Consider the following 15,448-nt stretch of genomic DNA (forward strand, 5'->3'; position numbering starts at 1 on the left):
GTCAGAAGACTTCGAGAATGTCGTCGGCGATTTGTTGTGCGAGCCGAGGAGGAAGGGATCGCTTCATAGTTGCTTGCGCCTGCAAGCCCGTCGCGTCTTCAATGATGTGCTCGACACCGATCAGGTTGAGTAGCGAAAATGAGGCGTCCGGCTCGACTTCAACGAGCACATCGACGTCACTGTCGGGCCGATAGTCGCCGCGCACGCGCGATCCATAGATCGCGAGCCTCGACACGCCCTCCGCCTTGATGGCATCAGCGTTCTCTCGAATCGCGGCTACGACTTCTTCGCGCGTCATGGCTTGGGACCTTGCAATCCCACCAATGTATCATCTACTCCGCCGCCGCGCTATGGCCGAGCCGGGCGTTAAGCTTGTGGATCAGCTCCTCGGCGGCGTCGGAGATCACGGTGCCCGGCGGGAAGATTGCCTCGGCCCCTGCGGCATAGAGCGCGTCGTAATCCTGCGGCGGCACCACGCCGCCGATGATGATCATGATGTCCTCGCGGCCGTGCTTCTTCAGCGCGGCCTTCAGTTCCGGCACCGCGGTGAGATGGGCTGCTGCGAGCGAGGAGACGCCGAGAATGTGGACGTCGTTCTCGACCGCTTGCCGCGCGGCTTCGTCGGCGGTTGCGAACAGCGGTCCGATATCGACGTCGAAGCCGACATCGGCGAAGGCGGATGCGATCACCTTCTGGCCACGGTCATGGCCGTCCTGGCCGATTTTTGCCACCAGGATGCGCGGGCGGCGGCCTTCCGCCTCTTCGAAGGTGTCGATCAGCGCCTGCACCTTTTCGACCTTGTTGGACATGGCCGCTGCCTCTCGCTTGTAGACGCCGGTGATGGACTTGATCTCGGCGCGGTGGCGGCCGAATACCTTTTCCATCGCGTCCGAAATCTCGCCGACCGTGGCTTTGGCGCGTGCGGCGTCGATCGCCAGCGCCAGCAGATTGCCGTTGCCTTCGCCGGCCGAGCGGGTCAGCGCGGCCAGTGCCGCATCGACGTCCTTCTGGTTGCGCTCCTTCTTGAGCCGCGCCAGCTTGTCGATCTGCAGCCGCCGCACGGTGGAGTTCTCCACCTTCAAGACGTCGATCGGCCGCTCGTTCTCCGGCTTGAACTTGTTGACGCCGATCACTGCCTGCCTGCCGGCATCGATCCGCGCCTGCGTCTTGGCGGAGGCTTCCTCGATCCGCAGCTTCGGCACGCCGGCCTCGATCGCCTTGGCCATGCCGCCGAGTTCCTCGACCTCCTGGATGTGACCCCAGGCCTTGCCGGCGAGATCGCGGGTCAGACGCTCGACATAATAGGAACCGCCCCAGGGATCAATGATGCGGTTGGTGCCGCTCTCCTGCTGCAGGAACAGCTGGGTGTTGCGGGCGATGCGCGCCGAGAAGTCGGTTGGCAGCGCCAGCGCCTCGTCGAGCGCGTTGGTGTGCAGCGACTGGGTGTGGCCTTGCGTCGCCGCCATCGCCTCGATCGTAGTACGCATCACGTTGTTGAAGACGTCCTGCGCGGTCAGCGACCAGCCCGAGGTCTGGCAATGCGTGCGCAAGCTGAGCGAGCGCGGGTCCTTCGGGTTGAACTGCTTCAGCAGCTTGGCCCACAGCAGCCGCGCCGCGCGCATCTTGGCGACTTCCATGAAGAAGTTCATGCCGATCGCCCAGAAGAACGACAGCCGCGGTGCGAAGCGGTCGACATCGAGGCCGGCGGCTAGTCCCGCGCGCAGATATTCGACGCCGTCGGCGAGCGTATAGGCGAGTTCGAGGTCCTGCGTCGCGCCGGCTTCCTGCATGTGATAGCCGGAGATCGAAATGGAATTGTATTTCGGCATCCGTTGCGAGGTGTAGGCGAAGATGTCGGAAATGATCCGCATCGAGGGCGTCGGCGGATAGATGTAGGTGTTGCGCACCATGAACTCTTTCAGAATGTCGTTCTGAATGGTGCCCGACAGTTTCTCCGGCGGCACGCCCTGCTCCTCGGCGGCTGCGACGAACAGCGCGAGGATCGGCAGCACTGCGCCGTTCATGGTCATCGACACGCTCATCTGGTCGAGCGGGATGCCGGCGAACAGCGTGCGCATGTCGTAGATGGAATCGATCGCGACACCGGCCATGCCGACGTCGCCGGAGACGCGCGGATGATCACTGTCATAGCCGCGGTGGGTGGCGAGGTCGAACGCGACCGACAGGCCCTTCTGACCGGCGGCAAGGTTGCGGCGATAGAAGGCGTTGGAGTCCTCCGCCGTGGAGAAGCCGGCATATTGCCGGATGGTCCAGGGCTGGTTGACATACATGGTCGGGTAGGGGCCGCGCAGATAGGGCGCGATGCCGGGCCAGGTCTCGAGGAAATCGATGCCTTCGAGATCGGCCTCGCCGTAGACGGACTTCACCGGGATGCCCTCGGGCGTCAGCCACGGCTCGGCGCTCGCGGCCGGCATCGCCGTGGCAACGGGCTGGAAGGTGACATCGGCGAAATTGGGAATGCGGGTCATTCCTTGGCTTCCTTAGTCATGGTCCGGATGCTGATGGCTGACGATGGTCGCCATCTTCTCCGGTCCGTAATTCTGCATCGTGGTATGGCTCGGCAGATTAGCGATGCCGACCACCCAACCGTGGCGGGACTCGGTTCCGAATTGCTGCGTCGGGATCACCCGGTCGGGCCGATCGAAGGCGCCGGTCATGATCTCGATGCGGGGACCGTCGATCCGCCGGAAGCTGAGCGGCGTGCCGCAGGCGGCACAGAAGTCGCGCTCGGCGATCGAGGAGGATTTGAACGTCGCCGGCTTGCCGCGGGTCCAGGCGAAATCCTCGTTGTTGATGTCGGCGAAAGAGGCGAACGGCGCACCGGAGGCCTTTTGGCACATCCGGCAGTGACAGATGCTGACGCGGTTCGGTGCCGCGGACACCGCAAAGCGCACGGCGCCGCACTGGCAACCGCCGGTCAGAACGGGTTTCGCTGGTGTCTCTGCCGTCATGCCTGCTCCATCCGCCGATAGGCGTCGCGCAATGTCGCCAGCGCATCACCGCCGGCGAAGACGAACTCACCGATGCCGGCCGCCCGCAGCGCTGCTTCCTGGTCGCCGGGCCGCCCTGCCAGATAGATATGCCTTGCTCCGGCGCCGTGAAGGGCCTTGGCGGCCTCAGCGGCGCTAACGGCATAGACCTTATCAGAGGAACAAAGGCACGCCATCGCGGCGCCCGAGGCCGTGAACGCTGCGGCAAGAGCGGCCGCGTCGGCAAAGCCCTCGCTGTCGATGGCCTCGATCCCGCCGGTCTCGAAGAAGCTTTTTGCAAATGCCGCGCGGGCCGTGAAATCCGCTGGCGTGCCCAGGTTTGCGAGGAAGATCTTGGGCCGTGCGCCACGCGCCTTCAGTGCGGCGTCGGACTTGTCGCGCAGCGCCTCGAACGGCTCGGCGAGCCGCATCGGCGCGAGGGCCTCGAAGCTGACCTTGGCACCTGCCGTGGACACCGGCGCGGCCGGTTTCACATCCAGCACCGCGAGGTTGGCCTCGTGGAGGTTGGGGAATTCGCTGGCGCCGGTCAGCACGTCGCGGCGCTTCGCCACATTGGCTTCGCGTTGCGCCCGCGTCGCGGCGACTTTGTTCTGCAGCAGCCCCTGCTCGAGCGCGGTGAAGACGCCGCCGGCCTTCTCGATCTCCTGGAACAGCGTCCACGCCGCCTCGCAGAGTTGCGCGGTCAGGGTCTCGATGCTGCCGGCGCCTGCCGCGGGATCGGAGACCTTGGCAAGGTTGGACTCATCGAGCAGCACGAGTTGCGTGTTGCGCGCCACGCGGCGGGCGAAATCGTCCGGCAGGCCGAGCGCCAGCGTGTGCGGCAGCACGGTGATGGCGTTGGCACCGCCGAGCCCGGCGGCAAAGGTCGCGATCGTCGCGCGCAGCATGTTCACGTTGGGGTCGCGCTGGGTCAGCATCCGCCAGGCGGTCTGCGCATTGACGAAGATCGGCTTCGGCATAAGGCCGCAGGCCTCTTCGATCCTTGCCCAAAGGCGGCGCAGCGCGCGGAATTTCGCCATGGTCAGGAACTGGTCGGCATCGGCGCTGAGCCGGAATGAGACGGCTGCGCGCGCTGCATCGAGGTCGAGCCCTGCGGCTTCCAGCATGCGCAGATAGGCGAGCGCGGTCGCGAGCGTGAAAGTGAGTTCCTGCACCTCGGACCCGCCGGCATCATGCACCGGCCGGCCGTCCGCCAGTACGAACGGGCCCTTGAAGCCGCGCTTGATCAGGCCGTTGACGACCTGGCCGAACGGCTTTGCGTAGTCGGCCCAGCTGGCTGCCGCCGCACCGCGCACGGCAATCGTGCCGAGCGCCTGGTAATTGAAATGCAGGTCGAGCTTGGCCGGATCGAGCTTGCGGGCCTCGACCATGTCGGCAAACGTCTCGCCGGCGTTCTCGCGCCCGATCACCGGGTTGAGCGCGATCATGATGCCGGCATCGAGATGGACGCCGCCGCAGGCCCGCGCCAGCGTCTTCTTGCTGGCATCGGAAAGACCGAAGCCGCGCGCGCCGGGACCGCCGGCGAACTCGAATTCGAGGCCGGTCGCTCCGTTCTCGAGATCCTGCAAGGCCTGCGCATTGGCCGCTGCGGCGTCGGGGTGGTCGACCCGCTGCAGGATTTGCCAGGGAGTGGCGGCGGCGCGGCCGGGAAGCGGACTTGAGTTGGTCGCGCGGCGGTAGATCGGATCGATCCTCAGGCCATCATAGGTCTTGCCGACCAGCTTCTCGAACGGCGCGCCCTTCAGCACGCCGTCGACCAGCTTCCGCCAGTCGTCATAGGTCGCCGGTGCAAAATCCGAAGCCAGAGCCAAATCGTCAGTCGAGGTCGTCATCCGCCCAAATCGTCCTTCATCGGCCCCGCGACGGGGTCCCCTTGATTTGGCCGGAAATTGCCACGGGCGGGCGGCCAAGCCAAACGGTTGTTTGAGGTCGTGCGGTTTTAATCGAGGTCCGCTAGACGGAAAATACCGCCCGTCGAGACCCCAGCCAGCGCATCCGCGACGCGGCGCCCGGCGATGACGCGGTCGGGAACGATCTCGGCCAGCGGCACCAGCACGAAGGCGCGCTCGAACAAACGCGGGTGCGGCAGCGTCAGTTCCGGCTTGTCGAGTGTGACGTCGTCATAGGCGATCAGGTCGAGGTCGAGGGTGCGCGGTCCCCAGCGCTGCTCGTTCTTGCGGTCGCGGCCGAATTTGCTTTCGATCTTGTGCAGCGTGAACAGCAGCGCGTGCGGATCGAGGCTGGTGTCGATCTCGATGCAGGCATTGATGAAGCTGTTCTGCTGCTGCTCGCCCCAGGGCGGTGTCGAATAGTCCGACGAGCGCGCCAGGAGCGCGGCCTGCGTCATGCCGCAGATATTGGCGATCGCCTTGCGAAACGTCGTGCGGACGTCGCCGACATTGCCGCCGAGTGCGATCAGGACGTCAGCCATCAGCGTTCAACCTTGGGCGTTCAACTCTGGGACGGCGGATGCCGCGAGCGGGTCAGCACCACGCCGACATCGTCGAAGATCGCGGCGATCGGCGCATGCGGCTTGTGCACGGTGACCTTGACCGCCCTGACGCGCGGGAAGGTGGTCAGGATGTCATCGGCCACCGCGCCGGCGGCGCGCTCCAGCAGCTTGTAGTTGGTGTTCTTGAATGCCGACGTCGCGGTCGCCACCACGTTGGAATAGGACACCGTGTCGGAGAGGCGGTCGGTGCGCGAGGATTCCGAGAGGTCGGTATAGAGCTCGAGGTCGATGACGAAGCGCTGCCCGACTTCGGTTTCATGTTCCATCACGCCATGACGGGCATGGATGACGATCCCGGTGATGAAGATCGTGTCGGTCATTGCTGTCCCTCGATTGCCGCGGCCACCCGCAGCGCCTGAACGGTTTCCGCGACGTCGTGCGCACGGATGATGCGGGCGCCATTCCGCGCGGCGATCAGATGCGCCGCGATCGAGCCGCCGATCCGCTGTTGCGGCTCCGAGGCCACGATCGTGCTGATGAAACGCTTGCGGGAGGCGCCGACCAGCACCGGCAGGCGGAACGCGTTGAGCTCGGCAAGCCGCGCCAGTGCGATCATGCTCTGCTCCGGCGTCTTGCCGAAGCCGATGCCGGGATCGAGCACGATCCGGTCGGGCGCAATGCCGGCGCGCGCCGCGATCTCGAGCGAGCGTTCAAAGAACGCGGCGATGTCCCGCATGATGTCGATCGCCGGATCGGCCTGCTCGCGATTGTGCATGATGATCACGGGCACGCCGCGTGCGGCGACGAGCGGCGCCATGCCGGCATCGCGCTGCAGGCCCCAGACGTCATTGGCGATCGCAGCGCCCTGGTCGAGCGCCCAGGCCACGACCTCCGACTTCATGCTGTCGATCGAGACCGGCACGCCGAGCGCGACGACCTCGGCCAGCACCGACTTCAGCCGCGCCATCTCGGCCTCGGCGGTGACCGGCTGCGAGCCGTAGGGGCGGGTGGATTCCGCGCCGATGTCGATGATGTCGGCGCCCTCGGTGATCAGCCTGCGGGCCTGCGCCAGCGCCTGTTCGGGCGCGATGAACTGGCCGCCGTCGGAGAACGAATCCGGCGTCACGTTCAGGATACCCATCACCGCCGGATAGGACCGCGACAGCAGCGCCGGCAGCACCGCTGATACGGCCGGGCCGGTTACCGCCGATGCTATGGGCCTGATTGCCATCATGCGGTGGCTTTGCGCTGACCGCAGCGGCAAGTCAAGGTGCCGCAGCGATGCGTGGCGCCGGCGGCCGCGGGTGCGGTTAAGGCAGCCTAATAGTGATGCTAATAGGTGATTTTGAGCGGCAGCTTGCGTGCCTGTTCAATCAGCAGCTCGACTGACTTTTCTGACGGCATCACGCGGACGAGCTTACGCCGCACATTGGCGTCCTTCATGCTCTGCGCCAACCGCGACGGGTTGCGCTGCGCGAGCTCGCGCACGGTGGTGACGCCGGCGGCGCGGACCAGCCCGACCTTCGCCTTGCCCATGCCGGGAATCCGCATGTAGTCGGAGATGTTGGCCCATTCCAGCAATTGCTGTTCACTGATCCCGGTCTTGGCGGCGAGCGCCTTGCGTCCCTTGACGGTGCGGGCCGCTTCAAGCAGCGCGTCGGTCGTGCGGATACCCTGCGATTTCAGTTTGGTGGCGCAATAGGCGGACAGGCCTTCGATCTCGGAGAGGGGGTATGTCATGATACTCGTATGCAGGTAACAGGTAGAAGGGAGCGCGCGTGCAGGGGCGTTGGGAAAGTGCTTCAGGCAAACTGGCTGAGGCCCGGTGTCCCCGAGATGATCTCGCCCATTTGATCCGCTCCGATTTTGTCGCGGCCGAACCTGAAAAGTTCACGCGCGACGTTCTGAATTTCACCCATGCTCAGGCCAAGCGCCATCAGCCGGGTGCCGACAGCCATCAGGCCGCCGCCCATCAACCGCGATAGGCCACCGCTGTTGTTGGAGGCGGCGATCGCCGCTTCGGCGCCGGGGATTTGGTCGATCAGAGCCTGGACTTTGTCGGAAGGTCCCTCGTTACGGAGGAAACCCAGAACGATGCCGATGGTTTTCTCAGCGACAGCGCCGTCGATGCCGGCCTTCGCGGCCAGCTGTCCAACCAATTCATCCATCTTGCCCCGCCTCAACCGGACTTTGCCGGGTCGTTCTTAAAGATTTATCTTGAGCGCCTGTGTCACGAAATACAAGCGATCCGCGCATTTCAGTTCGTTTTCTTTTTCGATCGCGTCGTGACTGTGGCCTCGCTGCAAGAGTGAGCGGCGGATTCACACCATCTTGTCGCAATGCGCAATGCCTTTCGTCACTTCGCCGGGAATAAAATATGAGGAACCAGTGGCGCGACAATATACGTCAGCTTGCGCTGACGGTTTCAATCGACCGGCAAGATGCAATATGCTGGCACTGGTTCGGTATCGAACCGGGTTCGATGATCGAAACGATCTAAATCTGCGCGAAGAGGCGAAGCGATGGCGACCTCCGACAATAAATTGGCCGATACCGACGAGAAGATTTTTATCGGCAAGGGTGAGGAGACAGCCTGGCTGACGCTGGCGCTGGCCAACCGGCATGGCCTCGTCACCGGTGCAACCGGAACCGGCAAGACCGTCTCGCTTCAAGTCATGGCTGAAGGATTTGCGCGCGCCGGCGTTCCGGTTTTCGCCGCCGACATCAAGGGCGATCTCTCCGGTATCTCCGAGGTCGGCGAGGCCAAGGACTTTATTGTGAAGCGCGCCCAGGAGATGGGCTTGACCTTCCAGCCCGATCAATTCTCGACCGTATTCTGGGACGTGTTCGGCGAGCAGGGCCATCCGGTGCGCGCCACCGTTACCGAGATGGGACCGCTGTTGCTGTCGCGGATGCTCGATCTGAACGACGTGCAGGAGGGCGTGCTCAACGTTGCCTTCCGCGTCGCCGACGAGAACGGCCTCGCGCTGATCGACATGAAGGATCTGCGCGCCCTGCTGGATGCGATCGCGCCCGACAGCAGCAAGAAGGGCGCCGACGACGGCGAAGATCCGCTGGCGTCGATCCGCAAGGCCGCCCAGAGCTACGGCAACGTGTCCAAGGCGACGGTCGGAACGATCCAGCGCCAGCTGCTGGTGCTCGAGAACCAGGGCGGCGCGAAGTTCTTCGGCGAGCCCGCGCTGACGCTGAAGGATTTCATGCGGACCGACCGCGACGGCCGCGGCATGGTTAATATCCTCGTCGCCGACAAGCTGATGCAGAGCCCGCGGCTTTACGCCACGTTCCTGCTCTGGATGCTCTCGGAATTGTTCGAGGAATTGCCGGAGGCCGGCGACCTGCCGAAGCCGAAGCTGGTGTTCTTCTTCGACGAGGCGCATCTGCTGTTCACCGATGCGCCGAAGGCGCTGATGGACAAGATCGAGCAGGTGGTGCGGCTGATCCGCTCCAAGGGCGTCGGTGTCTATTTCGTCACGCAGAATCCGATCGACGTGCCGGACAAGGTGCTGGCGCAGCTCGGCAACCGCGTGCAGCACGCGCTGCGCGCCTTCACGCCGCGCGACCAGAAGGCGGTTGCGGCGGCCGCGCAGACCTTCCGGCCCAATCCGAAGCTCGATACCGCGCGGGTGATCATGGAGCTCGCCAAGGGTGAGGCGCTGGTTTCGTTCCTCGAGGGCGGCGGCACGCCGTCGATGGTCGAGCGCGTCATGGTGCGCCCGCCGTCGGCGCGGATCGGGCCGATCACGCCGGAAGAGCGCAAGGCGATCATGGATGCAAGCCCGGTGAAGGGCAAATACGACACCGCGATCGACGCCGAATCCGCCTACGAGATCATCCAGAAGCGCCTGTCGGGGGCGGCGGCTCCGGCGGGCGGTGCGGATGGTGGCGAAGGCGGCGGCATCCTCGGCCAGATCGGCTCGATCGCCGCCACGATCTTCGGCACCAACGTCAAGCGCGGCCGCATGTCGACCGGGCAGGTGATCGCGCGCAACGTCACGCGCTCCGTGACCGACAAGGTGATCGGCGGCGTGGCGGCCGATCTCGGCAAGTCGGTGGGAGGATCGGTCGGGGGATCGATTGGCCGCGCTCTCGTGCGCGGCGCGCTCGGAGGATTGCTGCGCAGATAATATTAGAGCTATCATCCCAGCATTGTCGTCATCTGATTGGAACGAACATTTGCTGAGATATCCTTCGCTGAAGGCGCCGTTTCATCTGTTGTTTTTGGTCTGCTGCATCGGGCTGACCGCAGACGTTCTGGTCCCGGAGATTTGGGGACACGGCAAGACGAAGGATTATCCATTGTGGTTCTGGGCCGGACAGCAAGTGCTGCACGGTCACAGCCTCTATCCCGCCGATGCCTCCGGCTATTTCGAGTTCATCTACCCGCCGTTACCGGCGGTGCTCCTCGCGATTCCGGCGTTCTTCGGCAAGATCCCGCTTTACTTGTGCCTTTCCCTGCTCAACGCCGCCGCGTGGTGGATGGTTGCGCAGTTCTCGCACGCGATGGCGGGATCGGGTCGCGAGCCGGGGCCCTGGCTTGAGGCGCTGCCGGGCTGCCTCATGGTGACCTTCGTCATCGATATCTTCGACCTTGGGCAGCCAAACCTGATCCTGCTTGCGATGATGCTCTATGGCTTCTGGCTGTTGCGGAGCGGGCGGTCGTGGCTTGCGGGCGGCATGTTTGCCCTGGCGGCCGCAATCAAGGTGTTCCCGATTGCGGTATTGCCCTATCTCGTCTGGCGCAGGCGCTGGGGCGCGATCGCCGGCATGACTGCATTTCTGGTCTTCTTCCTGTTCGTCCTGCCGGTGCCATTCCGTGGCTTTCAGCACAACGCTGCCGAATTGAAGACCTGGTACCACGGCATGGTTGGGGCGAGTTCGGCCGAGGGGTTTGGCCAGCGGGCCGAGCAGAACTGGTCGTCAGTAAACCAGTCTATCATCGCAGTATCGCATCGGCTGCTGCGGCCGCTGAACTACAATCAGGACGATCCGAGCAAGCCGCCGCGTTACATGAACCTCGTCGATCTCGACTTCGCGACGGCGAACTGGGTCATCGTCGCGGTGAGCATCCTGATCGGGCTTGGCTACATCTGGGTCATGCCGCCGGCCTGGTTGCGGACCGAAAGGTCGGACGCGGAGGAGATCGGCATCCTGTTCTGTCTGATGACGGTGGCTTCGCCATTGGCACGCGAATACTACTTCGTGTGGTTGTTCTTCCCGATCACGGTCTTGATGCATCGTGCCGTTTATCATCCGCGGCCAAAGGTTCGGACCGGAACCTGGGTCGTGGTTGCGGTCGTTTGTGCCCTGCTCGGGCTCTCGTTGCCGTGGTATCCGATCGCGCTGCGGGCCTATGGCAATAATCTTGCTGCGACCTTTGTGCTGATCGCGGGCCTGGTCTGGCACATCCGCAAGTCTTCCGGCAAGGAAAGTGGAGAAGCTTTGCCTGCGGCGGCCGGCGCGCTACAACTTGGCGCAATGTCCAACCAATGGGATATAAGCGATGTCCAACGCCAAGCTGCAGCCCGTCCTCGACCGCATCGACGCCGATTTCGACAACAGTCTCGAGCGGCTGTTCACGCTGCTGCGGATCAAATCGATCTCGGCCGATCCGGCCTTTGCCAATGACTGCAAGGCGGCTGCCGATCACCTCGCCAAGGATATCGCAACCCTCGGTTTCAAAACCGAGGTGCGGCCGACCGCCGGACATCCGGCCGTCGTCGGCAAGCTGAACGGCGCGACCGACGGGCGTCCGCATGTGCTGTTCTACGGCCACTATGACGTGCAGCCGGTCGATCCGCTGAATCTTTGGCACCGTCCGCCGTTTGAGCCCGTGGTGACCGACCATGCCGATGGGCGCAAGATCATCGTCGCGCGCGGCGCCGAGGACGACAAGGGACAGCTGATGACCTTCCTCGAGGCATGCCGGGCCTGGAAGGCGGTGGCGGGATCGCTGCCGATCGATATCACGATCGTCATCGAGGGTGAGGAGGAGATCGGCTCGAAGAATTTCGTGCCGTTCCTGGAAGCGAACAAGGCTGAGCTCAAGGCAGACTTCGCGCTGGTCTGCGATACTGGCATGTGGGATCCGAACACGCCCGCGATCACGACCTCGCTGCGCGGCCTGGTCTATGATGAGGTCAAGATCAAGGCCGCCAATCGCGACCTGCATTCCGGCGTGTTCGGCGGCGGCGCGCAGAATCCGATCCGCGTGCTGACGCGGATCCTCGGCGGCCTGCATGACGAGAACGGCCACATCACCGTCCCCGGGTTCTATGACGGCGTGAAGGATCTGCCGCCGGACATTCTGGCGCAATGGAAGCAGCTCAATCTGACGGCGGACAGCTTCCTCAAGCCGATCGGCCTGTCGGTGCCCGCCGGCGAGAAGGATCGGCTCCTGATCGAGCAGGTCTCCTCGCGGCCGACCTGCGACATCAACGGCATTGTCGGCGGCTATACCGGCGAGGGCTCCAAGACGGTGATCCCGGCGGAGGCATCGGCCAAGGTCTCGTTCCGGCTGGTCGAAGGACAGGACCCCGAGAAGATCCGCAAGGCGTTCCGCGATTACGTGACGGCGCGCGTGCCGGCGGATTGCAAGGCCGAATTCATCGATCATTCCTCCGCGCCGGCGATCGCGCTCGACTGGAACATGAAGCCGCTGGCGGCCGCCCGCCGCGCGCTGACCGACGAATGGGGCAAGGAGGCGCTGCTGGTCGGCTCCGGCGCCTCGATCCCGATCGTCGCCGACTTCAAGCGCACGCTCGGCCTCGATAGCGTGCTGGTCGGCTTCGGGCTCGACGACGACAACATCCATTCGCCGAACGAGAAGTACGACCTCAAGAGCTACCACAAGGGCATCCGCTCCTGGGCGCGGATTTTGGCGGCGTTCGCCGAGGCCAAATAAAGCGAGACGCCCCGAATGCAAAAACGCCGCCCGGAATTGGGCGGCGTTTTGATTCAGGTCGTGCAGAGGGTTTTGGCCGCTAGCTTACCCGAAGATTGTGAAATTTCAATCACGGTAGCCGGGATTGACGCGGTCGAGCTTGCGCAGCAGCGGCGGCCAGACCAGCTGGGTCGAGCGCAGCTCGGCGCGATCGGGGTTCGACAGCAGCTCGGTGTTCTTGTCGATCGCGTGCTGGTCGACCGGATAGGCGCTTCCGCCGAGCGCGCGGGTCGCCACCTGCATCGAGCAGGCGCGCTCCAAATGGTACATCCGCTCGAAGGCGGACGCGACCGAGCGGCCGACCGTCAGCGTCCCGTGATTGCGCAGCAGCATGTGGTTCTTGGTGCCGAGATCGCGCTGCAGGCGCGGGCGCTCGTCGTGGTCGAGCGCGATGCCTTCATAGTCGTGATAGGCGAGATCATGGGTGACCAGCTGCGCGGTCTGGTTCAGCGGCAGCAACCCATCAGGGCCGCTCGACACCGCAGTGCCGTCGACGGTGTGCAGATGGAGCACGCAGCCGGCGTCCTCGCGCACCTCGTGGATCGCCGAATGGATGGTGAAGCCGGCCGGGTTGATGCTGTAGTCGCTCTTCGAGAGCTGGTTGCCGTCGAGGTCGACCTTGACGAGGCTCGAGGCGGTGATCTCGTCGAACATCAGCCCGTAGGGGTTGATCAGGAAGTGATGCTCGGGTCCGGGCACCCGGGCGGAGATGTGGGTATCGACCAGATCGTCCCAGCCGTAGAGCGCCACCAGCCGGTAGCAGGCAGCGAGATTGATCCGCTGCTCCCATTCCGCTGCACTGATATCCGACGGCACTTCCTTCAGGCGCGCTTCCGCTGGCGACATGGCCGATTGCTCCATTGATGGCTGTTGCTTGGTGTGAGCCTAGCGCCGCCGCCGGATTGCAGCAAGGCAGCGTAACGGCGTGACAGTCATGCCGGCATGCGGCCCACGATCCGAACGGCAACGGTCGGTGGGCAGCCGCAGGATCGATCTTCCAAGGCCGCGATAGGCGAGAGCATATTCGGTTCTGATTGACGCGAACCGGCATCGACTTCGTTCGAAAACGCCTTACGGTGCCGGGATCGCCAGCAGGCTCGAGATGCTGCGGCCGCGGATATCGTAGACGCGGGCGAACACGACGTCGTCGCGCTTGATCTCGACCATCACGGGGGCGGCCAGGCCCTTGCAGTAGAACTCGCCGAGCGTCATGGCGAAGTCGGCGGCATGGCTGTCCCAGCCGATCGTGAAGTCCGGCCCGAGCGCGACCTGCGCGGGGCGCTGCGGTCCGCACACCGCGACCTTCCACTTGCGATGCTGCGGCGGCACTTCCTGCCGCTCCGCCAGCTGCTCGCGCAGCCCGTCGGATGCCTGCTTCAGCGCCAGGCCCCAATAGTCAAGCATGAAGAAATTGTCGGCGGTCCGCACCGTGCCGGCGATGTGGTTGAAGTGCGTGTACTGATACGGATGCAGGCGGATCATTTCGCTGAGCGGCAGCAGCAGGCCGAACGCGAACACGGCGAGCGCCGCAGGCTGCCAGGCGCGGCGGTTCTCGCCGAGCCAGTCCATGCCGCGGGCGAAGGCGACGCCGCCAAGCACCGCCATCGGCGGGATCACGAAGATGAAGTGGCGGATGCCGTTGTAGAGCGCCGGCCGCTTCACCATTGCGATCACCAGCGGCAGCGTCGCCGCCAGCGTCAGCATCAGCATGACCGACTTGCGCTTCGCCGCCACATCGGTGCGCGACAGCGACATGAAGGTGGTGATGACGGCCGCGCTCAGCAGCACCAGCAGCACTTCGGGAAGCTGCAGCGCGAACAGCGTCGGCAGATAGGACCACGGCATGTCCGGCACCGAGACCAGCGCGCCGTCGAACATCTCCTTCCACGGCTTCTCGAAGAAGTGCGAGAAATAGGTCACCGCTTCCAGCGGATGCCCGGGCTCCATGATCGACCACGGCCAGATCAGGCCCATCACGAGATAGCCCAGCACGAGCCCCGGCAGCAGCACATAGATGACATGGGCAAAGCGATGGGTCGCCTCGCGCGGGCCCTGCTTGCGGAATTCCTCGATCCAGAGCGGGATGAAGCCGACCACCGCGTAGATCAGGGCGAGGCCGCCAAGGACGCGGCAGCCGATCGACAGGCCGGCCCCGAGGCCCACGATCAGGATCGTGCGCGGCGAAGGCGCCGGGTATTCCTCGATCAGGCGGACGAGGCCCATGATCAGGACCACCATCGCGACGGCGAACGGCGCATCCTTCGGATTCATGAACATGTGACCGTAGAAGGTCGGGCACAGCGCGAGCAGCAGCAGGGCCGCCAGTCCCGCCAGCGGGCCACCGACGCGGCGCGCCAGGCGCCAGGTTACGCCAAGCCCGATCACGCCGACGATCGCGCCGAGCAGGCGGCGCGTCTCGAACAATTCGAGCGGGATGACCTTGTGCAACAGCGCCGCAGCCATATCGAAGCCGCCGCCGTACATATAGAGATTGGCGAACGAGAGCGCGCCGGTGTCCTTGAACCCGGACCCGTACATGCGCAGCAGGAGGTCGGCGTATTCAGCGTGGGTGTAGTCGTCCCAGCCGAGACCGTAATCGCGGAATGTGAGGCCGGCGACCACGGCGACCACGCCGAGGACGAGGAAAGCGAGATCGTCGCAGGTCTTCTCCACCGAGCGCCGTGCAGGCGCCTCGAGGGCAGACGTCGTAATCGATGACATAGCTAGTGATACCGGCGTGCCTGTGGCCCAGTTTGGCGCTTTAGGGCCTCATTCCCCGGCATCCATAGCGCAGTTCCGTTTCCAAGTAATTGGTAATTGTGGCGTAATTTCCCAGATGCATTGCAATATATTGGCAGCAATTCGTAGCCAGTAAATCTACGGGAGACGGGGCCTGCACGTGGCCGCAGCCGCGATCAAGAAGCGCATCAGGGCCCTGTTAAGTGGGATTTTAGGGAACTCCGTCTACAATTGGCGGTTGGCGGTGTGGGCAATATGACGGTATCGTGGCGTTGGTGGCCCACG

14 protein-coding genes are annotated in these 15,448 nt (G+C 64.4%); 3 read left to right on the top strand and 11 right to left on the bottom strand.

Going from position 1 to position 15,448, the window contains the following annotated elements:
- Position 1: 1 nt before the first annotated feature.
- From HU230_RS05655 to HU230_RS05695, 9 genes are all read right to left on the bottom strand, one after another.
- Positions 2 to 298, bottom strand: coding sequence for a nucleotidyltransferase family protein (locus HU230_RS05655; protein ID WP_176532535.1), 297 nt, complete (start codon positions 296 to 298; stop codon positions 2 to 4).
- 34 nt (positions 299 to 332) lie between these two features.
- Positions 333 to 2,489 carry a methylmalonyl-CoA mutase gene (gene scpA, locus HU230_RS05660; RefSeq protein WP_176532534.1) on the bottom strand — a complete coding sequence of 719 codons (2,157 nt, stop codon included), beginning with the start codon at positions 2,487 to 2,489 and terminating at the stop codon, positions 333 to 335.
- Positions 2,490 to 2,501: 12 nt separating this feature from the next.
- Positions 2,502 to 2,972 (bottom strand): GFA family protein, encoded by a 471-nt coding sequence (locus HU230_RS05665; RefSeq protein ID WP_176532533.1) that lies wholly within the window; start codon positions 2,970 to 2,972, stop codon positions 2,502 to 2,504.
- Positions 2,969 to 4,843: a methylmalonyl-CoA mutase family protein gene (locus tag HU230_RS05670; RefSeq protein ID WP_176532532.1), complete on the bottom strand. Its 1,875-nt coding sequence runs from the start codon at positions 4,841 to 4,843 to the stop codon at positions 2,969 to 2,971. Before HU230_RS05670 ends, HU230_RS05665 begins: the two co-directional genes overlap by 4 nt.
- A 107-nt stretch (positions 4,844 to 4,950) precedes the next feature.
- On the bottom strand, positions 4,951 to 5,442 hold the full coding sequence (folK, locus tag HU230_RS05675; protein ID WP_176532531.1) for a 2-amino-4-hydroxy-6-hydroxymethyldihydropteridine diphosphokinase: 492 nt from the start codon (positions 5,440 to 5,442) through the stop codon (positions 4,951 to 4,953).
- Between the two features lie 20 nt (positions 5,443 to 5,462).
- On the bottom strand, positions 5,463 to 5,843 hold the full coding sequence (folB, locus tag HU230_RS05680; protein WP_092125171.1) for a dihydroneopterin aldolase: 381 nt from the start codon (positions 5,841 to 5,843) through the stop codon (positions 5,463 to 5,465).
- Complete coding sequence (gene folP, locus HU230_RS05685; protein WP_420840843.1) at positions 5,840 to 6,697, bottom strand: dihydropteroate synthase; 858 nt, start codon at positions 6,695 to 6,697, stop codon at positions 5,840 to 5,842. Before folP ends, folB begins: the two co-directional genes overlap by 4 nt.
- A gap of 98 nt (positions 6,698 to 6,795) precedes the next feature.
- Positions 6,796 to 7,203, bottom strand: coding sequence for a DUF4332 domain-containing protein (locus HU230_RS05690; RefSeq protein WP_092125172.1), 408 nt, complete (start codon positions 7,201 to 7,203; stop codon positions 6,796 to 6,798).
- A 62-nt stretch (positions 7,204 to 7,265) separates the two neighbouring features.
- The gene (locus HU230_RS05695; protein ID WP_092127034.1) at positions 7,266 to 7,631 is read right to left on the bottom strand and encodes a hypothetical protein; all 366 of its coding nucleotides are present in this window, start codon (positions 7,629 to 7,631) and stop codon (positions 7,266 to 7,268) included.
- A gap of 354 nt (positions 7,632 to 7,985) precedes the next feature.
- On the opposite strand from HU230_RS05695, the gene HU230_RS05700 reads away from it, so the two are divergent.
- Genes HU230_RS05700 through HU230_RS05710 form a run of 3 tightly spaced genes read left to right on the top strand, consistent with a single transcriptional unit; the run spans position 7,986 to position 12,385 of the window.
- Positions 7,986 to 9,608 carry a helicase HerA-like domain-containing protein gene (locus HU230_RS05700; protein ID WP_176532530.1) on the top strand — a complete coding sequence of 541 codons (1,623 nt, stop codon included), beginning with the start codon at positions 7,986 to 7,988 and terminating at the stop codon, positions 9,606 to 9,608.
- Between the two features lie 49 nt (positions 9,609 to 9,657).
- The gene (locus HU230_RS05705; protein WP_234633853.1) at positions 9,658 to 11,109 is read left to right on the top strand and encodes a glycosyltransferase family 87 protein; all 1,452 of its coding nucleotides are present in this window, start codon (positions 9,658 to 9,660) and stop codon (positions 11,107 to 11,109) included.
- A complete protein-coding gene (locus tag HU230_RS05710) occupies positions 11,021 to 12,385 on the top strand; it encodes a M20/M25/M40 family metallo-hydrolase (protein WP_234633907.1) in 1,365 nt (454 codons plus the stop codon). Before HU230_RS05705 ends, HU230_RS05710 begins: the two co-directional genes overlap by 89 nt.
- A 105-nt stretch (positions 12,386 to 12,490) precedes the next feature.
- On the opposite strand, the gene HU230_RS05715 is transcribed toward HU230_RS05710, so the two are convergent.
- Entirely contained in the window at positions 12,491 to 13,270 is a 780-nt protein-coding gene (locus tag HU230_RS05715; protein WP_173641786.1) for a class II aldolase/adducin family protein, read from the bottom strand.
- Positions 13,271 to 13,495: 225 nt separating this feature from the next.
- Positions 13,496 to 15,145: a glycosyltransferase family 39 protein gene (locus HU230_RS05720; protein ID WP_176532528.1), complete on the bottom strand. Its 1,650-nt coding sequence runs from the start codon at positions 15,143 to 15,145 to the stop codon at positions 13,496 to 13,498.
- Positions 15,146 to 15,448 lie beyond the last annotated feature (303 nt).

The sequence above is a fragment of the Bradyrhizobium quebecense genome, from assembly GCF_013373795.3.
GTDB lineage: Bacteria > Pseudomonadota > Alphaproteobacteria > Rhizobiales > Xanthobacteraceae > Bradyrhizobium > Bradyrhizobium quebecense.